Source organism: Bradyrhizobium sp. USDA 3397, assembly GCF_054060965.1.
In genome coordinates, this window is record NZ_JBSSDS010000001.1 from 3,639,312 (window position 1) to 3,660,986 (window position 21,675).

The following is a 21,675-nucleotide window of genomic DNA, read 5'->3' on the forward strand; positions in this document are numbered from 1 at the left end:
CGATATTATCCGCGTAGCTCGATAGCGGTCGAGCCAGAGCGGCGCTGATAGAGAGCAGTGAGGAGGAGGATTACGGTCAGGCCGATAAGGATGACGGTCGAAACCGCCGCCAAGCCTGGCGACACCTGATTGATGGCGTCCTCCCACATCTGCTTCGGCAGCGTTGCGGTCAGGCCGCCCGTGACAAAGAGTGAAACCGTCAGCTCGTCGAAGGAACTGATGAAGGAGAAGATAAAAGCAGAAATCATCCCGGTGCCTATGAGGGGCAGCGTCACGGTCCGAAACACGCGCATTGGTCGTGCACCAAGAATGGATGCGGCTTGATCGAGCCGCTGGTCGTAATTGCGCAGCACCGAGGAGACGGTAATGACGACGAGCGGAATGGCCAGCACTGCGTGGGCAATAATCAAGCCAACGGCAGATCCCACCAAACCGAGCCTCGCATAGAGGGCAAATAGCGCAATGGCCAGCACCATATGCGGCAGGATCATCGGGATGATGATTAAGCTCATCAACGCGGGCTTCCCCGGCAGGCGACTTCTGACCAGCGCGAAGGCGGCCGGCGTGCCGACAGATGTGGCAATTACGGCAGCCCCGAGGCCCACGCCGAGCGAGCGCAGGATCGCCGATGTCCAGATTGGCTCCAGAAGATAGCCTTCATACCAGCGCAGTGTGAAGAACTCCGGCGGCCAGCGCATAAAAGAGGAGGTCGAGAATGAAACCGGGATCAGGAACAGCACAGGTCCTAGCAGGAAGGCTACGACGAGTGCGACGAATGTCATCAGAATGATACGCGTACTCCCGGCGCGCGGCTCGATCTTGGCGGCACGCATCAGCCCTTCTATGCTTTTGCCGATGCCCGACAGCACTTGACCAAGAGCTCCGTTCAGTCGCATCGAGCCCCGCGAAACCAGGCTGCGCAACCGGCCATGGCTCTGCCTGGATTCCATACCAGTGACAGCGGTCATCCCGAATACGTTCTGGTAAAGCGCAACAATCGCCAGGGAAACGATCAGCATTAGTACGCAAGCCGCTCCCGCGAAGCCCCAGTCTAGCGAGGTGCTAAGCTGATCAATGATAATTTGGATGATAACAGTCTCATGCCGGCTGCCAAGCAGCGCTGGGTTAACGAAAAAGCCGAGGCAAATGATAAAGACCATCAGCGCCGCAGCAGCAACGCCAGGCATCGACAGAGGCAAGTAGATCCGCAGGAAAGACTGCGCGCCACGTGCGCCGAGTATTGAGGCTGCTCGACTGTAATGCGAGCCGATGTTCTGCATCGTTGAGAGCATCGTCAGGATCGCCAGCGGCAACATAGCGTGGGCCATCGCAGTGACGACAGCGAAGAAGTTGTATGAGAGCTCGAGCGGGCGGTCAATCAAGCCGAGGCTCATGAGTGTGCTATTGATCGTTCCGCTGCGCCCGAGCAGGATGATCCAAGCGAAGGTCCTCACCAAGTAGCTCGTCCAAAAAGGCAGCACGACGAGCAGGATAAGGCTCGATCTGGCTCGCGTCGTCGCTATCAGGTAGGCGACGGGGTAGCCGATCACCAGGCACAACGCTGTCGTGGTTGCGGAAAGCTTGAGCGTCGTCACAATTGTGGTTACATAGGTCGCGCTACCGAACAGCCGGCTGTAGTTTTGAAGGCCGATGCTTCCGTTGCTGCCTACAAAGCTGGAGGCGAGGAAATAGACAACGGGCCCGACATAGACGAGTAGGAGCAATAACAGAGCAGGCGCGAGCGGAGCGGCTTCGCCCAGGACAGCACTGCGGGATTCAGAGCGCACCATCATGGAGCCTCCGGCACAACGATTACATCATCGGCAGCGACATAGAGCGCGATATCCTGGCCCGCAGAAAGCCTTGTGACGGCGCGGCTGGTTGGCACCTTTGCCAGAATGGGGGTTCCGTCTTCACAGACGACGTCAAGCCGTGTCAGGGGGCCTAACATAGTGACGTCGACCAGCTTTCCGGTCAGGCAGTTGCTAGACGGCCCGCTGGATTCGAGCGAGAAGCATTCGGGTCTGATCAGAAGCAAGAGTGCCGCTCCAACCGCGGGAGGACTACTTCCGATCCGGATTGTCGTGACGGCGGTGGTCACCTCTTTGTCGCCAGACCTTCGACTAGCCTGGAGAATATTGGCTTCGCCCAGAAAATTGGCAGCAAACAGATTGCATGGCGCGAAATAGAGCTCGTCAGGGCGGCCGAGTTGGACAATGTTGCCATTGTTCATCAGGCAGATGCGGTCCGACATGGACAGAGCTTCTTCCTGATCATGGGTGACATAGATGATGGTCACGCCGAGTTGTCGGTGAAGCCGCTTGATCTCGATCTGCATCTGCTCCCGCAGGCGCTTGTCAAGTGCGCCGAGCGGCTCGTCCATCAGAATGATCGAGGGCTGGTAGACCATTGAGCGAGCGATAGCGATGCGCTGCTGCTGTCCGCCCGACAGTTCTTTAGGAAGTCGCTGTGCCAGATGGCCGAGTTGGACAAGCTCGAGCGCCTCACGGGTGCGTCGTTCGATTTCGTTCTCGCTAATCCCTCGCACCCGCAGCGAGAAGGCGACGTTCTCGAAGATGTCGATGTGCGGAAACAAGGCATAGTTCTGAAAGACCATACCGATGTCACGATCATAGACTGGAATGTCTGTACTGTCGCGACCGTCGATCACGATCCGGCCTCTATCCGGGCGAGCCAGGCCCGCGATCGTCATCAACAGCGTCGTCTTGCCAGAACCAGAGGGCCCAAGCAGTGTCAGAAACTCGCCCTCGTGGACTTTGAGGTCCGTGGGAGCGAGCGCCACGACGCTGCCGTAGCGCTTCTCAATGCCTGCAACATCCAGCTTGACAGCGGCGAATTGGTTCGCCGCCGCCACGGTGTCGAATTTCGTCATGTCAGCATATCTGATCATCAGTGCCCGCATCTCACCTGACAATCCACTCGTTGAAACGAGCCGCGACCTTTTCAAGGTTGGCCGCCCAATAGGAGCCTTTCTCCATGACCATCTTTTCCACCCGTCCCGGCGCGGTGGGCAACAGGTCGATACGGGCCTTGTCGATGAACTCGTAGGCTTTCGGATTCGGCGGGCTGTAGGGAACCCACTTGGAGAACTCGGCTTGGCGGTCGGGCCGAGCGCAGAACTTCAGGAAATCGCGGCAGAGCTTTGCCTTTGGATTGCCTTTGGGCACGGCATAGCCGTCCGGAGCCCAGATACCCTGGTTCCAGACGATCTTGAAAGGTGCACCATCGTCAATTGCTGCCTGTACTCGACCGTTGTAGGTTGCGACGATATCAACCTCTTGCGACGCCGCGGCCTGCGAAGATTGCGCGCCGTTGCTCCACCAGACAGTGACACCGGACTTCACCTGATCGAGCTTTTTGAAGGCGCGGTCGAGATCGAGCGGATAGACATTCTTGACGTCGACGCCATCGGCCATAACTGCGGCCTCGAGAGTGTCAACCGGGTACTTGCGCAGGGCGCGCCGTCCCGGGAATGCCTTGAGATCGAAGACGTCCGCCCAGGATTGGGGGCCTTTGTCGCCATAGGTCTTGGTGTTGTAAGCGAAGATTGTTGCGTAAGTCTGGATGCTGACGCCCCACTTCGATTTCGCCTCCGCCAGGATATCAACTATCCCGGGAGCGTTCGGATCGACCTCATCGAGGTAGCCGGCCTTGCCCAAAATCTCTTGCGCCTGAAGCGAGAGTAGAGCGACGTCCCAGAGATAGGATTTGCTCTCAACGATGGTGCGAATTTGGCTCAGGGGCTCCATTTGGGAGGTAACACCGACCACTTCGACGCCGGTCTCCTGCGCAAATGGCTTGTAAAATGCCTTTGTCGCTGCTTCGTTCACGACACCACCCGGATCGCGAACGACGAGCCGTTCGGCCGCGAATGCGCGACCGATAAACGGCGTCACGAACGGTACCATAGCGCTCGCGCCCATCACCTTGAGGATACGGCGGCGTCCAAGATCAACTCTTCTACTGTCGTCTGTCATCAAATCCTCCTCGTGCTGGCTACCAGCGGCTGAAACAATGGAAAGTAACATTAGGCCTTTCCACTCGCGCAGCAGACTCGGCCTCAGTCCATCTTGTAAATCTTGATCGCAAGTCGTTCGATATTGGCCGAAATGAATAGGCTTACCGTTTCGCCGGCACGATAGCTTCGCTTGTCGCTATAGCACCACGCAGCAGAAGTTCCGCTCCTCTCCGGTATCTCCACCCCAGATACTCTTTCGACGCCTCACCGGCGCCGGAGATTTTGCGAGGAGGCCAAGCCCCGACAGCGGGACGCACCCCAGCTGTGCCTTTCAAAGTATTCGACATGGCGGATAGCTCGTGCCTTCTTAAGATTAGAAAGGAGTTGTTGCGCTTGGCCAATATGGTCTAGCGCTCACGTTCATAGCGACGAGGTGCCTGTCAGCAGTCCAGCAATTCAGTTATTCGCACCACTGTGGACCTTCAGGTTCTGACTTTTATCCATGACGGGATAGGATCGAGTGGAGTTCGATATATTTCAGTGCTGTCTGCGCTGGTCACGCGAACCGAACAACCACTGGACTTGAGGTCAGGACGCGCAACAGAGAGCTCGACCGCAAGCTGCTCTGCTCGATCAGCGGCAACATCGATGTTCTCGAGAATGAGACCGCCCTGATTCTTGAATTCGTCGCCAACTACAAGATCAAAAGAGTAGTACGGCATCCAGCTGTCTCCCATTTCGTCGGATTGGCGATCGAGCGACGGATCGCAGTTGCCAGTTGGTCTAATCCCAAAAGGCGCATCGCGTCGATCAGCCAACGCCCGATAGCGTCAGCGTGTTGTGGCAGATTAACCGCGCCCGCATGCCGAAATCCGTCAAGCTGAGGCGCCGCATTGGTGGAAATCTGCACCATTCTCCGTCAGAGGCAGCTTTTGCGCGGGCCGGCTGAATCAAGGAGCGGTTCGCACATTGTACGACCTCATAAATGAATGTAAGTAGCCCCTGCGGCTCGGGTCGACGTGGTAACGCTTATGAGCAAGTGCCGGCATTGCCGGGAATGGATGAAGGCAGCATGAACCCGCTGCAGCCCATCAAGCGCGGCAAATGCTTGACCCGTAATGTCCATCATTTCGCCGACGGCGAAGGAGCCGCCGTCTACGACCCGCTCGTCGTACCCGACCAACGTGTATGAACCTTCGTCTGCGAGAAGCAAGTCTGGCGTCGAGGTGGCGCTCCACATCGAATCGGTGGGTCCGCGATCAAATGCGTCGTCACGATCTGGCGCAACTACTAGCTTGCCGCGCATACCGTTGTAGGCGATCAAAGTCGGCAAGAAGCACGACGGGACAATATTTTCGATCGAGTGATCCACCACGCGCGCTTCACCCCATCCAGTGCCGGTCCCGTCACGGGCACTTGCGACAAGGCGTAGCGTTCGAACAGGATGCCACGAGCCAGAACATGTGCCGCCACTGTCAACTTTCGCCGAGAAACTGACGGTGGCGTCGAATTCGACCTCTACCTGCTCGCCGGCAGCAACACGGACAGCAAGGACGTCTATCTTCACGCCGCTACCCGAGATCGATAGCTCTACGCTATCGGAATCAATTGCCGCTGCTCCATGGGCTCCCCTGAGTCGGCAAGGAATGAGTGGCGTGAAGCCATGTTCACGGCTCCCTGAGACGTAATGACACGGCGGTCAGGGAGATTGCTATCCGCCGCTATTTGGCAGAGGTCTCCTCGGAGAGGCCGCCATTGCGTGCTTGCAGGACTAACGCAGCTTCCCTGCCGGGCAGCGCCGTCAGTGCAGCGCAAGTCGGGTTACTCCCGACGCCGCGAGCTTGCTGCAAAGCTGCTCGCGCACTGGAGCTGCTGTGCGAGCATAAGATGTGTCTCCTCATCGACACCATGCCTGGCCGGGCCGGCTGTATTGCTCCCACACCAGAATTCCTCGCCGCAATTCAACCTGTCGAAAAAGCTTCTCTCGAATCAGAAAGGCCTCCGGCGGGCATGCCGGAGGCCTTCTTGGAGGTTAACTTAGATTGATAGAGCCACTTCTCCTTTGCTGGTGCGACAGAAAACTTAGAAGTTGCGCTGCGCGCGGAACATCACCTGCAGGCTGCTCTGATCCTTCAGCTCGTAGGTTGCCGCCGGCTTGGCGATGCCAGCCTGCACCGGCAAGGCGACCGTGCTTCCGCTCGCATATTTCTGGTCGAGCATCGTGTAAGCAAGTTCGGTCGAGAAGGTCAGGTTCTTGACGGGATTCCAGCGCGTTGCCACGCCGACGACCGAGTAGTTGAAGTCGGGATTGCAACCAGGAAGGCCGCTCGACAACGCAAGCGTCGCAACAAACGCGCCGCAGATATATCCCTTGGCTGTGTTGTTATAACGCACGGCACCCCAGCCACCGAAGATGGCGCTGTTCCAGTACGGATTCCAATTGTGAGTGTACGCACCGTTGAAGCCGTACGTCGTCGTCAATTGCTGGCCGGCGCCTACCACGAAGACGGAGTCAGATACGCCGCCGAGACCGACGCTCTGGTAGCCCCCCCCCAACCCCGTGCCTCCGTAGATCGCATAAGTGAACGGGGTATATGACTGGAAGTTGTAAATGCTCGCGCCATTCGTGTAGACACCCTGGATGTTGATGGTGTCACCGGCACCGGTCGGGATATTCTTGATTGACAACGCAAGCTGACCAGCCCAACCCCACTTGTCGCCCGGATGCCCGGTCGTTTCATCGACGCCATAATAGCCAGCGTGATTGTCATGCGCGGCGACAGATGCCTGGAAAAGACCCCAAGCCTGGTCGACCCGCAGCATGGCTACGAGATCGGGAGCGCGCGAGCCGCCTGTGTCGTACACCCCGTAAGTTCCCGTTGCAAGGCCTGCAGCAGTCGCACCGCTCACGTTCCAGATGCCAGTTGTACGTTGAACCTGATCCTCGGCCGAGAATGAAGCCGTAATGCCCTGGCCGAAGTCCGCGGTATATGCGAACTGGTTGACGGCCTCCCACCCGCTGCCACCCGGCATGCCATCGAAGCTATTACCTGGATAGTTACTCCACGGAGAGGAGAACTGCGACTGCGCTCGACCGAAAGTGAAACCGGCAAACTGTATAAAGGCGTAGTACACGGACAGCGAACCACCTGAAACCGACCCGCTGCCACTCCCAGCCGGATTGCTTCCGTTGTAGGAGGTCGCGCCATTGATCAGGTTGCTTCCGGCGCCGCCATATCCGCCCGCCGTCCAAGTGAAGGCCAACTCGGCGTACGTGCGAAGGACGCCATACTCCGTCGCGGTCCGCGTATCGGTACTGAAATCGAACCGAGATTGCGCGGTGTAGTAGTTGCTGAGGCGGTTGTGCGCACCACCGAGACCGCTGGCCGCCGCACCCCAGACGCTGTTCGTTCCCAGCTGCGTCGAAGCACGCACGTAACCACCGAGCTTGATGCACGTGTCGGTGCCGGGAATGTAGTAAAAACCAGCGCCATACAGCGAGCAGATTTTCACGTATTCGATTGCCTTGGCCTTGACGGGAAGATCCGCCGCCTGAGCCTCGGCGCCAGCGAGCATTGCGGCCGAACCGAGGATAAAGCTTTTCATCAATCTCATTGTTGAACCTCTAAGTTGGAAACGTCGTTTCCGTCCTTCAAAGATCCGCCGCGGCTAGCCTCACCTACTGGGCGGGTGCTTGACGGACGACGTCGAGGCGCCCCCTCTCCGTCAGCCTAAGGTCTAATTCGTCGTATCAATTACTTCAATTAATTAATGTTACGAAGCGTTATTTTCGCAAGCCGCCGTTGCAGTTATGCAACAATCCCTTTTGCAACGCGCCCCGCGAAGGAGTTCTCGCAAAAAAAGAACCTTCGAGGGGCATCCCGGAGGCTCTCCTTGGAGATTTTACATGATCGCTGAAGAGTTCCCTCGAACGATCTAAGCAAAGCGGCACCAGAAGTAATTGTATATATCAATTGATTTCTTACATGGCATCCATGCTCGATGGCGCCTTTCAGGGACGACTGAACCCAGATACCAAGGGGAATGTCGCAGCGGCTTATCGGGCGTCGCTGGGGATTTGGCGGAACGAACAACATGGCTGAAAAACCAACAATCGACAGGGCCGTTAGGGATTTCATCTGGAACGTTGTGGAGATCCATTCCCAAATCGAGGAGATACATAAGAGCTGGGCAGAGCTACTGGGCTTGACCGAGCCTCAGTGGCTGATTCTCATGGCGATCGACGAACTCGATCAAGGCAGCGGTGTCTCGGGGATAGCAGTTGCGAGCAAACTCCGAATTCATCCCGCGTTCGTTACCAACCAAACGAAAAAGTTAGAGGCGACGCAGTTTCTGATGCGCGAGCCGTCGCCGGATGATGCGCGATTCGTTCAAATGTCCCTGACTGAGAAGGCTCGAGCAGAAATCTCAAAGCTGTCGAGCAAGAGGGAAGCTCTGAATTCCGCGCTATTGGAAGGGCTGGACCAGGCATCGCTTGACTACCTCAACAAGCGGCTGACCTCGATCGCGAAGAATAGCCGATTGGCATCCCAAAAGCTGAGTATTGGTGCGTTGTAGGCCTGAACCAGTGAAGGCCGCATCAGCCTAGCCGTTTCCTTCATTCGGCCCCCGACCAAAATGGACGGCTTCACTGCAGGTAAGGCTCGAGGCGGACGTACGCACTTGAGTCCATCTAGGTAGGTCCCGTCGTCTTGCACTGAGCACCCATCCAAGCCCCGTACAAAAATCGATTTCGCCTACAACCCTACAACTTACGGCTTAATAAGAGCTTCTGCGAAAAGATCGAGAGAGAACCGCAGCGCCGCTAGCACACGACTCGCTCTGGAGTCGGTGCGAGTTTTTGCAGCCAGCTGAAGATGCAGCCATCTGAGCTAACGAAGTTGTCAACCCCTCCGCGCAGACCTCCACGAATGAGCTGCGGCATGACCAAGTCCACGTCGATGCGCGCTGCCATGCAAACAGTCTGTAGTTTGATAGCCTCGCACACGCTGACGAGGCCGCGCCCACCGGCTTCCACGAGTATTGGACAGTTCGGCAGTCGAGCCAGCCGTGAGTGATGCCCTGACACCATGTCCCTATCGACGCTGTCATCGGTCGATGTCATCCAATCGATGGATCTTAGGGAGCGCGTCCAATTCCAAATGCCACCATCACAAACCGCCGCAGCGATGCGGCGATCGTAGGCGGCACATTCAGTAGCTAAAGAGGCCGATAACCCATCTCCATAAATGCCGATCCGACTACTATCAACATCAGGACGAACCGACAAATGATCCAAACAATGGGACAATACGATTTCGGAGCCACCGCGTGCGTGATTTGCGATGTTTTCGTGAGAGACCACCACGAGAGACATCCCCAGGCCAATTACCACAGGCAAGAGCCTGCCGAGCAGCGTCACTCCCGTCTCTTCTTCGTTGCTGACGCAAATGACCGCCGGGGCACGCGAATTCGGAGTCCCTGCATAGCAGGCGAGAAACTCCCCCAGATCGCCACACGCATCCGTGCGCTCTCCACCTCATGGCCGAAGGATAGTCCGATCTTTTAAAGGCCAGGCCTCGACTTTGGCTGTAACGTGCGCCCTTCGCGGATCATCGTCCGCGACTAGCCGCCTGGCGACCTCGAAGGTAGTGAGCGCGCATAGGACTCCCTACCAAAGCAGGGCTCGTATGCCTCTCGAGAATGTCAGATACCCAAACACAGGTACTTCAACTCAGTGTAGTCATCGAGACCATACTTGGAGCCCTCACGTCCGATTCCGGATTGCTTGGTACCTCCGAACGGCGCCACTTCCGTCGAGATCAGCCCTGTATTGATGCCAACCATGCCGTATTCGAGCGCCTCTGCCACGCGAAAGATCTTCGAGACATCCTTCGAGTAGAAATAGGAGGCGAGCCCGAATTCGGTGTTGTTCGCCAGTTCGACAACTTCCTCTTCAGTGTCAAACTTGAACAGCGGCGCCACTGGTCCAAACGTTTCTTCCGTCGACAGCCTCATATTGGCAGTAACGCCCGTCAGAATGGTAGGCTCATAAAACAGCCCACCTTGAGGGGCGGGGTTGCCACCAATCGGCACCTTTGCGCCTTTTGAGACGGCATCGGACACATGTTCCTGAACCTTCTTCAGAGCGCTTTCATCGATGAGCGGGCCCGTTGTGACACCGTCGGCGAAGCCATCGCCGACTTTCATCTTCCTAACCCGCTAGACGAGCTTGTTCGCGAAGGCTTCATAGACACCGGCCTGGACGTACAGGCGATTAGCGCAGACGCAGGTTTGGCCAGCGTTACGGTACTTTGATATCATCGCGCCTTCGACTGGGGCGTCGAGGTCTGCATCGTCGAAGACAATAAAGGGTGCGTTGCCGCCAAGCTCAAGGCCAAGCTTCAATACCTGATCGGCTCCTTGACGCATTAGGATCTTGCCGACATGGGTCGATCCTGTGAAGGTCAGCTTCCGGATCTTGTCATTCCGACAGAGTTTCTGACCGACCATGGCAGCGTCAGTCGCCGTCAGTACTGAGAAGAGACCCGGCGGAAGCCCTGCGCGCTCGGCGAGTGTGGCCAGAGCGAGCGCGGAAAGCGGCGTCTGGGCAGCGGGCTTGGAAACTATGCTGCACCCAGCTGCAAGAGCAGGCGCCATCTTCCGGGCCAGCATCGCATTCGGGAAGTTCCAAGGTGTGATAGCACCAACGACTCCAACCGGCTGCTTTATCACGATAAGGCGCTTATCTGCCTGATGACCGGGTATGGTATCGCCATAGGTCCGATTCGCCTCTTCGCCAAACCATTCAACGTAGGAGGCTCCGCAGAGGATTTCGCCCCGGGCCTGCGGCCACGGCTTACCCAACTCCATCGTGAGGATCGTCGCAAGATCGTCGGCATTAGCAACCATCAAATCGCAGAGCTTACGCAAGATGGCGGCCCGGTCTTTGCCGGTCCGCGTTGCCCAGGCTTTCTGTGCAGCAAAGGCAGCGTTTACGGCGCGATCTACCTCCTCTCTGCCCATGTCCGGCAGGGTCGCGATCACCTCGCCGGTCGAAGGGTTGGTGACATCAAAGCTCGTCCCAGTCGAGCTGGCGGACAGCCACTCCGCGCCGACAAGAGCTTTGTCGACTGCAAGAGACGCATCCTTTAATTTCATTCGCAACGTTTAGGAGATAGTCACTGATGGTCCTGCTTTAGGTTTCGTCGAGGCGGCAGGTCTGCAGCGTAAGTTAGCAAGTTGCCGCTTTGTCATCTGCCAGTAATTGCCGGGTCAAAAGATCCGGCAATACGGATTACTAATAGGCGAGTACATTCGGCCTGCAGGTAGGCACTGAGATTTGGACTGTCGCCCACTCTTAGTGTTGCGCGTCGGCCGGCGCGGATGCGAAGGTGCTGATCGGGGGGCGAGCCTCCGCTGGCACCACCACGTCAATCAGCAGCGGACGCCGCAAACCTCGCGCACCCTGAAGGGCATCCTCGAGCTCGGCCGGCGTCGTCACACGTATACCATCGCAGTTCAGCGTGCGCGCCAGGTCAGCGTAGTTGACCGGGGTGAAAGAAGTCTCGACCGTCTTGCCGAAGCGGTGCTTCTCGTAGTGCTGCTGGAAACCTAGAATGCTGTTGTTAAGTACAATCACACAAATCGGTACCCCATAGCGCGCTGCCGTCTCCATCTCCATTGCAACGTAGCCGAAGCCTCCGTCGCCCGTCACGCAATACACGGCCGAATCCGGTTTTGCGAACTTGGCTCCAATTGCTGCCGGGACGCCCCATCCGAGACCGGCGAAGCCACGAGGCGCGAGGAACTTACGCCCTGCTTTCTTGTAACGCAGTAAGTCCATCCCCCAAGCCGAGGAGTAACTGGCATCGGTCGTCACGATGTCATCTTCGCCAAGTAACGCATTAAGGGATCGATATATCTGGCGTGGATCGATCGACCCTTTATTAAGGTCCAAAGCTTCGAAGGTGGCGTTCCAATCCGCGAGCTTTGACTGCAGCCCTCTAGTCCATGCAGATGGCTCTGTGCGTTGTGGAACTGCCTGGACAAGTTGATCAAGCGCCAGCTTTGCATCGGCGGCTATCTCGAGAGCAACGTAGGTCCTTCCGAGTTCCACCGGATCGATGTCGATGTGGATGATCTGCTGGTCACGCGAGGGAATCGTGTAATCATTGGTCGCAATCGAGTCGGTCTTCGTCCCCACGAGGACCACCAGATCCGCTTCTCGCACGGCTTGGTTTGCGAGCCACCCGCGTGCACCCTCGCCCGCGGTGTAGGATCCGACGACTCCGGCGGCCAGCGGGTGCGTTTCGGCAATTGCGCCTTTGCCCAGCGGCGTCGTCGCAACAGGAATCTGCAGCTGTTCGGCCAGCGCTTGCAGCGCATCGTAGCCCTGTGACAGGTGCAGCCCACCGCCGGCGATCACGATCGGGCGTGCGGCCGCCTTGATCTGCTGCGCGGCCTCCTCAATCAACGATGGATCTGCTGCTATGCGCACCCGTGGGTACGCGGCGGGTTCTGTGATTTGTACGTGGTTTACCGGCCCGTTGGTCAGGGCGGAGTCCGGAAAGGCGATCACCACTGGTCCCGGCCGGCCGGTCGTTGCCACACGCATTGCATGGGCAACGTAGTCGGCCGAGCGTTCAGGCGCATCAACCCGCCTGCCCCACTTGGTCATTTGCTCGAACAGTCGAACGTGATCGATGCCCTGTATGGGGTTGCGGTCCATATTTGGCGTAGCAATGTCATTGACAAGAGCCAATACTGGCGTTGACGTGTTATACGCTTCCGCTAGTCCTGAGACCAGGTTCGTCGCACCGGGGCCACGTATCGCGCTGCATACGCCGACCCGTCCCGATACCCTGGCGAATGCATCGGCCATGACGGCACCGGCACGCTCATCGTGGACCGTGATTGCCCGTATGCTCGGGTCCAAATCGATATACAGAGGCTCAGGCGTGTCCATGCCGAAGATGTGAGTGACACCGAGCTCGACAAGCACGTTACTTACAGCTTGAGCACCAGTTTTGGTGTTTTTGGTAGACATAGCGTTCCTCACGAATTGAAGTTTCGATGGTGGTGACCCGGTTGTGTTAGGTCCATTCAGACACACCCGGGTTCTATTGTGAAATGGCAAGACGATTATTCTTGCTCACCTTCGACGGTCAGCTCATTGGCCAACATTGCGTCCTCCCTGCAATCGCGACCATTGGGCTTTGTCGTCGACGCGGTGCATCGTCGCCGATCCCTTGCGCACAGCGCTGGATACAGAGACCTAGTACGAGCTGCTTTATAGCTGCCGCGATTGTTGCTCTGAACTGCACACGAGTCATGAAACGACTCTCGTCCACAAGTGACGGGATGCGTGGATCCCATGTCGAACGGAGCAATTTCTTCCAAAGAAGATCTGTGCTGAGCCACACATCGGACGAACGCCCAGAGGGAATACCCGATGGCGGACCGGAGGATGTGGCCGTGAGCGCACTCATGTGATGACGAAGCCACCGTTCGGACTCAGCACCTGGCCCGTGATGAAAGAGGCCTCGTCGCTTGCGAGAAAAGCGATAGCTTCCCCCATTTCGTGGGGCTGTCCATAGCGACCGAGTGGGATCGTCTTGGCCTTAGCGGCGCGCAACTCAGGCGGGTCGTTGCGGGACGTCATCTCGGTCTCGGTATGGCCTGGCGCCACGACATTGACCCGGATGTTCCAGGAGGCCAATTCCTGGGCCCAGCCCTTGGAGAGCGCCAAAATCGCGCCTTTAGCCGCGTTGTAGGTCGCGCCTTCGGTCCAGCCCACGAGCGCTTGGATCGAGGACAAGTTGACAATACTGCCGGAATTGCGGCGCTTCATGCCAGGAGCCACCGCTTGTGTCGTCCATAGCGTACCACCAAGATGTACACCGATTGAGCGCTGGAACATCGCTTCGGTGACCTGCTCGATCGGACATCGGTCAGACGCAATGCCCGCATTATTGATCAGCACATCGATCTGGCCGAAGCGATGTTCGATAGCCGCTACGCCATCGCGCATCGCGTCCCGGTCGGAAACGTCGGCAGCATAGCTTTCCGCCTCGACACCAAGTTCTCGAACCAGCGCAGCGGTCTCGGCCGCCGTCGTCGCGTCGATGTCGTGCACGGCGACGTCAAAGCCGCGTTTGGCAAGAACAAGAACGGTCGCCTTGCCAATTCCGCGGCCTGCCCCCGTTACCAAGGCAACTTTCCGTTTATGATCAGACATAATATCTTTCGCTCCGAATTCACTGCTCAGCAGCGTCGATCGGGTGGCAGCTTGCTCCCGATGCCCTGAGCAACACGCTTTTGCATGACGGCCCCATTGAGCTTCAAGGCGCCTACTTATTCGCCAGTTCGTCCATCACCTCTTTGGTTGCTTGATAGGCCAGCTCCACGATTTCGTCGATCTCAGCCTCGGAAACAACCAGAGGCGGTGCAAAGCCAAGAATCTCTCCATGCGGCATGGCTCGTGCAATAAGCCCCCGATCGCGAGCCGCCTTCGAGATGCGGGCACCGACCTTCAGCTCCGGATCAAATCGCCGCTTCGTCTGGCGATCGGCAACATACTCGATCGCCCCGAGCAAGCCCACGCCTCGAACTTCCCCGACGATTTCCAGCTGTGCAAACCGCTCCTTGAGCCGTTTTTGAAAGTGAGCGCCGACGGTTCGGGCTCTATCGCTCAGTCGCTCCTTCTCGACGATGTCGAGCACCGCGTTGGCGGCTGCTGCCGCGATCGGATGGCCGGAGTAAGTATAGCCATGAGAGAATGCTCCGACGCGATCAGCGGCTTCCTCCATGACCTTGTAAACTCTCTCGCCGACGATGGCTCCCGACAGCGGCATGTACCCGGATGTCAGCCCTTTGGCGACTGTGACAAGATCTGGTTCGATTCCATACAGCGTGCTCCCGAAGTCAGCGCCGGTTCGACCAAATCCACAGATGACCTCGTCGGCAATCAAAAGGACGTCGTACCGCCTTAGCACCGCCTGGATTTCACGCCAGTAACCCGCAGGCGGCGGCGTGATACCACCCGTGCCGAGCACCGGCTCAGCGATAAAAGCGCCGACCGTTTCTGGACCCTCTTTCACGATTAGCTGTTCGAGCTCGGCCGCTCGCCGGCGAGAAAAGTCCTCTTCTGTCTCGCCCGGTTCAGCACCCCAATAATGATGCGGCGTGCCCGTATGGAGAACCCCCGGGAAAGGCAGGTCCATATGATCGTGATAAAATGACATGCCAGTCATCGAACCGGAGATCACCGAGCAACCATGATACCCGCGCTCACGCGAGATAATCTTCTTCTTTTTAGGCTGCCCACATAGATTATTGTAGTACCAAACGAGCTTTGCTTGAGTCTCGTTGGCATCCGATCCCGAGAGCCCGTAGAACACTTTGCTTGCCTTGCCAGGCGCCATGCGCACGAGGCGGTCCGAAAGCGTGGCCAGTTCTTCGGTCGTGTGCGCTGCATATGTGTGGTAGTACGCCAAGCTGTAGGCTTGCCGCGCAATCGCTTCGGCCACTTCGGTGCGACCGTAACCGATGTTTACACAGTAAAGGCCAGCAAAGCCGTCGATATAACTGCGCCCCTCTGCGTCCTTGATATGGATCCCCTTTCCGCCGGTGACGATCGTCGGATCACCAATCTTACCAGTGGCGAAATCCTTGAGCTGAGTGAAAGGATGCAGAACACTTGAGCGATCCCGTTCAGCAATGGTCTTGATGTCAATCATGCGCTCTCCTAAGCTGCCAGGTCGCCGAAGCAGACGTATTTCAGCTCCATAAATTCCGCTAATCCGTGGCGCGACCCTTCGCGACCGAGCCCAGATTGTTTCCACCCGCCGAACGGAATGGGTGGGCCAGTAAATGAAGCCGTATTGATACCAAGCATGCCGCATTCGATCCGCTCTGACAGTCGCATCGCTCGACGTAGATTGTCCGTATAGACGTACCCAGCGAGCCCCATTTCGCTGGAGTTTGCTCGAGCGATAACCTCTTCTTCGGAGTCGAACGGAAGCACGGCTGCCACAGGCCCGAATGTTTCCTCGCGAGCGATGAGCATGTTCTCGGTGACGTCGCTAAGTAACGTCGGAGGAACGAAATTGGGACCCAAGCTCGCGTCCTGCTGCGGCGAGACAACGCGCGCTCCCTTCTTCACCGCATCATCGATGTGAGACCTGCATTTGTCGGCGACTGACAACTTGGTCATTGGCCCGATATCTGTTGTCGCCTCCAGACCATGGCCAATTCTAAGTTGAGCGATCCCAGCGGCAAACTGTTCAACGAAGGCGCCATAAATGCTTCTTTGCACGTAGATGCGGTTAGCAGCCAAACAGTCCTGACCAGACGTAGCAAATTTTGCTACCATCGCACCCTTGACGGCCTTCTCAAGATCGACATCGTCAAACACCAGAAAGGGAGCATGGCCACCCAACTCTAGTGATACTTTCTTGACGCTCTCGGCCGCCCCTTCAAGAAGCAAACGGCCCACTCCGGTAGACCCCGTAAACGAAAGAGCGCGTATTCTCGTATCGCTCAACAGGGGCGTCGAAAGTTCGATCGGATTGCCGACGAGCACCTGAAACACGCCCCGTGGAAGCCCTGCCTGCTCGGCTAGTCTGGCCAGGGCTAGCGCAGAGAGCGGCGTCTCGGGAGCAGGCTTAACAATGATCGGACATCCGGCAGCGAGGGCGGCCCCCGCCTTCCGTGTGATCATCGCTATAGGAAAATTCCACGGGGTTATCGCCGCCGCGACACCTACTGGCTGCATTCGCACGTGAAGCAGGCTTCCAAGCTTATGGCTTGGGATCGTTTCCCCGTATGCCCGTTCCCCTTCTGCTGCGAACCACTCAAGAAAGCCGGCACCATACGCTATTTCCTGACGTGCCTCAGCGAGCGGCTTCCCTTGCTCGCTCGTCACCAGGATCGCGAGCTCCTCCTCGTGCTCAATCATCAATGAGGCCCAACTCCGGAGAGTGGCGCCTCTCCTTGCCGGCAGCAATTCTCGCCACACGGGAAAAGACCGCTCGGCGGCAGCTATCGCCACCTCCATCTCTGCGGCCCCGCAACGAGCAACATCCGCGATCTCCTCGCCCGTCGCGGGATCGATCACACGGTCCCGCTCGCCGCCGGACACCCACTGTCCATCGACGAGCGCCGCTCCAGACAGAAAATCACGACGGCGCAGATTCTGTAGATACCTGCTAGCCAGACCGACCGAGTGCGGACGTTTGTGCCGGCTACTTTGAAACACCATTTGGGGGTCCCACGCGGTCATTTTGTTGAAATTGCCCACGCATTCAGGATACTCATAGTGCATAGAGATTTGCGTCGCATTTCCCCATCGCTCGGACGACTTCCTGCAACGCAGATGCACTTGGCGACGGAATGCACCTGAAGGCTGGAGCTCAATCATGCAATACGACCGGATAGACGCCCGCATCCTGGAGATCGTCCAAAAGAATAACCGGCTGACTTCCGACGTCATCGGTGAAATGGCCGGGCTTTCCCCTACGGCATGTCAGCGCCGGCTGAAGCGCCTCCGCTCGGACGGAATAATTGAAGCAGATGTCTCGATCGTTTCCGCAAGGGCGGTGGGAAGGCCCATCCAGATGCTTGTGCTAGTGAGCCTCGAACGAGAGCGTTCAGACATCATCGACAAGTTCAAGAAGGCCATCAAATCCTCTGCTGAGGTCGTCAACGGCTTTTACGTCACCGGCGACGCCGATTTTGTTCTCTACATTACCGCCCGAACCATGGAGGACTATGAGCAGTTCACGCGTCGCTTCTTCTATGAGAACTCGGATATCAAAGGCTTCAAAACAATGGTCATAATGGATCGTGTGAAGACAGGTTTTGCCATTCCGATTGAGTCTCCGTCGGAGGAGTGAACGTGGCGCTCCTCCCTCTGGCTAAGTCTTTCGTGCGGTTTTTCATCGCTCATTCCCATACAACGCCAAAAAACAATCGCCTCGAAGCTCTACTTTACACGCTGGCACGCTTTCTGAAACGGTTTCCTTTCGGGATTGATTTTCCAAGCAGCCAGCTCGACCAAGTGGCTCGTCAATCGATCGTATGAGCCATCCACTCTGACGAGACGATGCAAAAATAAGAAATCGGTCAGCCGGCTTACTGAGATAACGACACATCTAGCCCACCTCACTGCTTTGTCGCAGGTTGCCGTCACGATACGAGAGACGGCTTCTCTCGCGCGAGGCGGGAAGTCATGTTCTACGGCAATGTCAGGGCGTTGATCATTGCGGTAAGGCCTTCACACACGAGCTGCGCAAAACGGACGAAGTGTCTGACCGATTCCCAAAGGCGAAGCTTTTTGGACCATAAACGGCCGTCGCAATCCAATCATCGGATGCTAAGCAGGGGCCGAGATGACCAATTCGTCGAAGCCGAAGACGGTTAGCGCTGATGGCATCACCTCACCGCTCCGCTTTCTCACCTTCCGACGCACCTGGATAGCGAGCGTGCTTGCCTAATCTAGGGGCTCTCATTCGGAGCGTCGGAGCCGCTTGGGCAATGACCCAGATGACATCGTCGGCCGACAAGGTCGCGCTAGTGCAGACCGCTCTGATGTTGCCGGTCATGTTCATCTCAATGCCGGCCGGTGCGATCGCCGACATGCACGACCGGCGTATCGTTGCACTGGTCTCTGTCGGGATCGCGCTCGCCGGCGCATCCACGCTGACGGCGCTCGCTTGGCTTGACTTGATCACTCCGAACTTGTTGCTGGCGTTGTGCTTCGTAGTCGGCAGCGGCATGGCCCTGATGGATCCGGCCTGGCAATCCTCGGTCAGCGAGCAAGTGCCGTTGGAAACTATTCCGGCGGCAGTGGCGCTGAACAGTATCAGATACAACATTGCGCGAAGCGTGGGGCCGGCCATCGGCGGTATCGTGGTCGCAACTGCAGGTGCGGTAGCTGCATTCGCGCTCAATGCCTTGCTTTGTCTTCCGCTGATCGGCGCGCTATTCCTATGGAAGCACATCTCTGTACCGAGTCGTCTGCCGCCTGAGAAGCTTAGTCGCGCAATCGTTTCAGGTGTGCGCTATATCATCAATTCGCCGTCGATCACGATCGTGCTGGTGCGATCCATGGTGATGGGTGTGATCGGCGGCGGGATTATCGCGCTCATGCCCCTTGTAGCGCGCGACCTGCTGCATGGTGGTGCACAAACATATGGCACGATGCTCAGCGCTTTTGGTCTTGGCGCGGTGGTCGGATCACTCAATATTACCGAGGTACGCAAGCGCCTGTCTGGCGAGGCGGCAATCCGAGCCTGCGCTCTTTCGATGGGCGGGCCGTTACCGCGGTAGCGCTGAGCGGAGCGCCGGTGTTCCTCGCTGGCGCCGTGTGGATGATCGCCTAGCAGGCTGTTGAAGAAGTCTTTGAACGGCGCGCGATGAATGGGATGTTATCGCCGTTGAGAAGGCAGATCTCCCCTTCGAGTGAGCCGTATCCTTTAGTTCGGCCCAGCCGTCCCCCTCGGCCGGCGCCATTTCGTCGTTTCCCTGCCAGCCGAACGCGACGGCATCGCCGTGGCAAGCTCCATGAATGGAGCCTGTGAGGCAATCGAAGGCGAATTCGCCGCCGGCCTCATTGAACAGGATGTAGGCGCTCGCCAAGGCCATGTCATAGCCCGGTGTCTCGACAACCTGCCACCTGCCCCGAATGCTTATGCCGGGGCCGCCAGAAGCTTGGGAAGCCGGATCAAATTATAGGCCGCAAGCGCCAGGACGAAGGCGGCATCCACCCGGTCGCGGCCTCGCAGCTTGACCTTGGCCAAGCCAGCTGAACTCTTGATCCAGCCGAAGACTTCTTCGATGCGTTTGCGGCAGCGTTGGCTGATGTCGTAGCCGCTGTGACGTGTGATACGCGCGTCGATTGCCGTCTTGCGCCGCTTGCCGGTCTTACTCAGATGTCCATCAATCGCGATATGCGGAGTAACCGATCTATCTCTCAGGTCGTGGACGAACTGCGTGACATCATAGGCCTTATCCGCCCCCAGAATGATCCGCTTCGCGCACCCGCGCCTGTCGACCATGGCAAGCGCAATCTCCCGTTCGGCGGTGCCCGTCGCTTGGCTCACCCCACCCAAAACCGCTAAACCATTGCGGTTCTCCATCAGCGCATGGCCCATATAGCTCAGCTTCGCCGGCTGGCCGTCACCCTTCTTGTAGAGCCGCGCCTCGGATCGGTCGTGCTCGCATGGGTCTCGTTGGATCGCTTCTCCTTGTGGAAGCTTCGCTCGGCATTGCGTCCCGGACCGTCGTCGTCGTTGTCGCTGCCATCCTTCTTCCGGAAGCTCTTGATCGAAGCCCAGGCTTCAATCAGCGTACCATCCACCGAGAAGTGATCGCTCGATAGCAGACGCTTGACCTTTGGCTGCGCCAAAAGCGCGATCAGGAACTTGGCTGCAATCTCGCCCTCAAGCAGCCGGTCGCGGTTCTTCGAGAAGGTCGAATGGTCCCAAACCGCATCGTCCACCCCCAGCCCAACGAACCAGCGGAACAGAAGATCGAACTCCATCCGTTCCATCAGATGCCGTTCCGAGCGAACCCCATAAAACGCCTGGAGGAGCATCGCCCGAAGCAACTTCTCCGGTGCGATCGAGGGGCGACCGAATCCGTATAGAGCTTGCCGAACTCCCCAGAAAGGTCGCCCAGCGCCGCATTCGCCAACTCTCGGATCACCCGTAGCGGGTGGTCGACGCGAACCCGAGCCTCCAGATCCACATAACTGAAAAGCGAACCGGACCGTTCGTCACTCCCCCGCGTCGCGCCCCCTAGTTAAATCCCGGTCCTAGACAATCACGATACCAAACGGTTCGCTACCGACTTCTTCAACAGCCTGCTAGGCGTTGTTTAACATTGGGGTGCAGTTGGCAGCGCCGCGCTCGGTCGCCGGTCGATCGCTCGCGGCCTACCAGGCGGCGGGATCGGGCGGAATTGCCATTGATAGCTGGGCCTGGGGTTATCTGGCCGATGTCACGGGTGTACAAACAACTCTCCCGACTTCAGCCGGTTTGATGCTGATAACGCCCAGTTTGGGCTCTGGCTGCCGATGCCGCGCATCAGCACTCGAGAGCAAGAAGCCGAGGTGCTGGCCGATCCCGAAGTTCGGCTCGAACTTTCCGGCCGCAGCGGCCCGCTTGTCGTCGAGATTGAATACCGCGTATCATGGGAGAATGCACAGGCGTTTCACAACGTGATGCAGGACGTGCAGCTATTCCGCTAGCGTACTGGCGCCTATGGCTGGTCGATTGCGTGGGACATCGCCAACCCCGAGCTTTGGACTGAGGCCTATCACTGTCCGACATGGCTGGCCTATCTGCGACAGCGCAACCGCTCTACTCAGTCGGAGCGCGGCTAGTGGAACAGGCCGCGGCTTTCCACGTTGGCCCTGAGCCCATACGTGCCCGTCGCATGCTGGAGCGCCCGTTCGGATCAGTGCGCCGAAGCGAAGATGAGCCAGATCGCGCTGCGAAGGAATTGGTGCGCGGTCAAGGGCTGATCGCAGTTGAAGAGTTGGCCGAAGCGAGGCACCCGACGGGCAAGCTTGAGCAAAAGCATCCGGCGGTGTTGCTACATGACCACGACCGCGATGGTTGCTCAGTATCATCGGGATTTTGAAGGAGCACGAGGCTGGCATGCGCCTGTGCTCAGTAGCAGGTGTCGTT

The 21,675-nt window shown here is 57.9% G+C and carries 13 protein-coding genes and 4 pseudogenes; 4 read left to right on the forward strand and 13 right to left on the reverse strand.

The annotated features are described in order from the left end of the window. Nucleotides 1-5: 5 nt before the first annotated feature. From ACVWYQ_RS16835 to ACVWYQ_RS16860, 6 genes are all read right to left on the reverse strand, one after another. Nucleotides 6-1,793, reverse strand: coding sequence for an ABC transporter permease subunit (locus ACVWYQ_RS16835; protein ID WP_456726031.1), 1,788 nt, complete (start codon nt 1,791-1,793; stop codon nt 6-8). Next, nucleotides 1,790-2,893 (reverse strand): ABC transporter ATP-binding protein, encoded by a 1,104-nt coding sequence (locus ACVWYQ_RS16840; protein WP_456726032.1) that lies wholly within the window; start codon nt 2,891-2,893, stop codon nt 1,790-1,792. The genes ACVWYQ_RS16835 and ACVWYQ_RS16840 overlap by 4 nt, the downstream gene beginning before the upstream one ends. A 31-nt stretch (nt 2,894-2,924) precedes the next feature. After that, nucleotides 2,925-3,998: an ABC transporter substrate-binding protein gene (locus ACVWYQ_RS16845; RefSeq protein WP_456726033.1), complete on the reverse strand. Its 1,074-nt coding sequence runs from the start codon at nt 3,996-3,998 to the stop codon at nt 2,925-2,927. A 463-nt stretch (nt 3,999-4,461) separates the two neighbouring features. Further along, a complete protein-coding gene (locus ACVWYQ_RS16850) occupies nt 4,462-4,701 on the reverse strand; it encodes a hypothetical protein (RefSeq protein ID WP_456726034.1) in 240 nt (79 codons plus the stop codon). Nucleotides 4,702-4,958: 257 nt separating this feature from the next. After that, the gene (locus ACVWYQ_RS16855) at nt 4,959-5,546 is read right to left on the reverse strand and encodes a hypothetical protein (protein ID WP_456726035.1); all 588 of its coding nucleotides are present in this window, start codon (nt 5,544-5,546) and stop codon (nt 4,959-4,961) included. 515 nt (nt 5,547-6,061) lie between these two features. Further along, nucleotides 6,062-7,594 (reverse strand): porin, encoded by a 1,533-nt coding sequence (locus tag ACVWYQ_RS16860; protein ID WP_456726036.1) that lies wholly within the window; start codon nt 7,592-7,594, stop codon nt 6,062-6,064. A 480-nt stretch (nt 7,595-8,074) separates the two neighbouring features. Here ACVWYQ_RS16860 and ACVWYQ_RS16865 point away from each other — a divergent pair, with 480 nt between their 5' ends. Continuing rightward, nucleotides 8,075-8,557: a MarR family winged helix-turn-helix transcriptional regulator gene (locus tag ACVWYQ_RS16865; RefSeq protein WP_456727169.1), complete on the forward strand. Its 483-nt coding sequence runs from the start codon at nt 8,075-8,077 to the stop codon at nt 8,555-8,557. Nucleotides 8,558-8,804: 247 nt separating this feature from the next. On the opposite strand, the gene ACVWYQ_RS16870 is transcribed toward ACVWYQ_RS16865, so the two are convergent. The 6 genes and pseudogenes from ACVWYQ_RS16870 to ACVWYQ_RS16895 all read right to left on the reverse strand — a co-directional run bounded on the left by ACVWYQ_RS16870 (nt 8,805) and on the right by ACVWYQ_RS16895 (nt 17,243). Continuing rightward, on the reverse strand, nt 8,805-9,401 hold the full coding sequence (locus tag ACVWYQ_RS16870) for an alpha/beta hydrolase family protein (protein ID WP_456726037.1): 597 nt from the start codon (nt 9,399-9,401) through the stop codon (nt 8,805-8,807). Nucleotides 9,402-9,685: 284 nt separating this feature from the next. Further along, nucleotides 9,686-11,140: pseudogene (locus ACVWYQ_RS16875) on the reverse strand (NAD-dependent succinate-semialdehyde dehydrogenase). A gap of 199 nt (nt 11,141-11,339) precedes the next feature. After that, a complete protein-coding gene (locus tag ACVWYQ_RS16880; protein ID WP_456726038.1) occupies nt 11,340-13,028 on the reverse strand; it encodes a thiamine pyrophosphate-binding protein in 1,689 nt (562 codons plus the stop codon). 438 nt (nt 13,029-13,466) lie between these two features. Next, complete coding sequence (locus tag ACVWYQ_RS16885) at nt 13,467-14,219, reverse strand: SDR family NAD(P)-dependent oxidoreductase (RefSeq protein WP_456726039.1); 753 nt, start codon at nt 14,217-14,219, stop codon at nt 13,467-13,469. Between the two features lie 112 nt (nt 14,220-14,331). Continuing rightward, nucleotides 14,332-15,720 (reverse strand): aminotransferase, encoded by a 1,389-nt coding sequence (locus ACVWYQ_RS16890; protein ID WP_456726040.1) that lies wholly within the window; start codon nt 15,718-15,720, stop codon nt 14,332-14,334. Nucleotides 15,721-15,728: 8 nt separating this feature from the next. Beyond that, the gene (locus tag ACVWYQ_RS16895) at nt 15,729-17,243 is read right to left on the reverse strand and encodes an NAD-dependent succinate-semialdehyde dehydrogenase (protein WP_456727170.1); all 1,515 of its coding nucleotides are present in this window, start codon (nt 17,241-17,243) and stop codon (nt 15,729-15,731) included. A 157-nt stretch (nt 17,244-17,400) separates the two neighbouring features. Between ACVWYQ_RS16895 and ACVWYQ_RS16900 the strand changes: the two genes are divergently transcribed. Further along, on the forward strand, nt 17,401-17,877 hold the full coding sequence (locus ACVWYQ_RS16900; RefSeq protein ID WP_456726041.1) for an Lrp/AsnC family transcriptional regulator: 477 nt from the start codon (nt 17,401-17,403) through the stop codon (nt 17,875-17,877). Between the two features lie 495 nt (nt 17,878-18,372). Continuing rightward, nucleotides 18,373-19,362, forward strand: a pseudogene (locus ACVWYQ_RS16905) (MFS transporter); the annotation flags it as partial. A gap of 309 nt (nt 19,363-19,671) precedes the next feature. Here ACVWYQ_RS16905 and ACVWYQ_RS16910 read toward each other — a convergent pair. Then, nucleotides 19,672-20,731, reverse strand: a pseudogene (locus ACVWYQ_RS16910) (IS5 family transposase). Between the two features lie 122 nt (nt 20,732-20,853). Here ACVWYQ_RS16910 and ACVWYQ_RS16915 point away from each other — a divergent pair. Next, nucleotides 20,854-21,493, forward strand: a pseudogene (locus ACVWYQ_RS16915) (MFS transporter); the annotation flags it as partial. Nucleotides 21,494-21,675 lie beyond the last annotated feature (182 nt).

What these genes read in the sequence shown, in the direction of transcription:
- ACVWYQ_RS16835 (WP_456726031.1), bottom strand. Translation starts at nt 1,793, where the DNA reads ATGATGGTGCGCTCTGAATCCCGCAGTGCTGTCCTGGGCGAAGCCGCT.
- ACVWYQ_RS16840 (WP_456726032.1), bottom strand. Translation starts at nt 2,893, where the DNA reads ATGACGAAATTCGACACCGTGGCGGCGGCGAACCAATTCGCCGCTGTC.
- ACVWYQ_RS16845 (WP_456726033.1), bottom strand. Translation starts at nt 3,998, where the DNA reads ATGACAGACGACAGTAGAAGAGTTGATCTTGGACGCCGCCGTATCCTC.
- ACVWYQ_RS16850 (WP_456726034.1), bottom strand. Translation starts at nt 4,701, where the DNA reads ATGCCGTACTACTCTTTTGATCTTGTAGTTGGCGACGAATTCAAGAAT.
- ACVWYQ_RS16860 (WP_456726036.1), bottom strand. Translation starts at nt 7,594, where the DNA reads ATGAGATTGATGAAAAGCTTTATCCTCGGTTCGGCCGCAATGCTCGCT.
- ACVWYQ_RS16865 (WP_456727169.1), top strand. Translation starts at nt 8,075, where the DNA reads ATGGCTGAAAAACCAACAATCGACAGGGCCGTTAGGGATTTCATCTGG.
- ACVWYQ_RS16880 (WP_456726038.1), bottom strand. Translation starts at nt 13,028, where the DNA reads ATGTCTACCAAAAACACCAAAACTGGTGCTCAAGCTGTAAGTAACGTG.
- ACVWYQ_RS16885 (WP_456726039.1), bottom strand. Translation starts at nt 14,219, where the DNA reads ATGTCTGATCATAAACGGAAAGTTGCCTTGGTAACGGGGGCAGGCCGC.
- ACVWYQ_RS16890 (WP_456726040.1), bottom strand. Translation starts at nt 15,720, where the DNA reads ATGATTGACATCAAGACCATTGCTGAACGGGATCGCTCAAGTGTTCTG.
- ACVWYQ_RS16895 (WP_456727170.1), bottom strand. Translation starts at nt 17,243, where the DNA reads ATGGTGTTTCAAAGTAGCCGGCACAAACGTCCGCACTCGGTCGGTCTG.
- ACVWYQ_RS16900 (WP_456726041.1), top strand. Translation starts at nt 17,401, where the DNA reads ATGCAATACGACCGGATAGACGCCCGCATCCTGGAGATCGTCCAAAAG.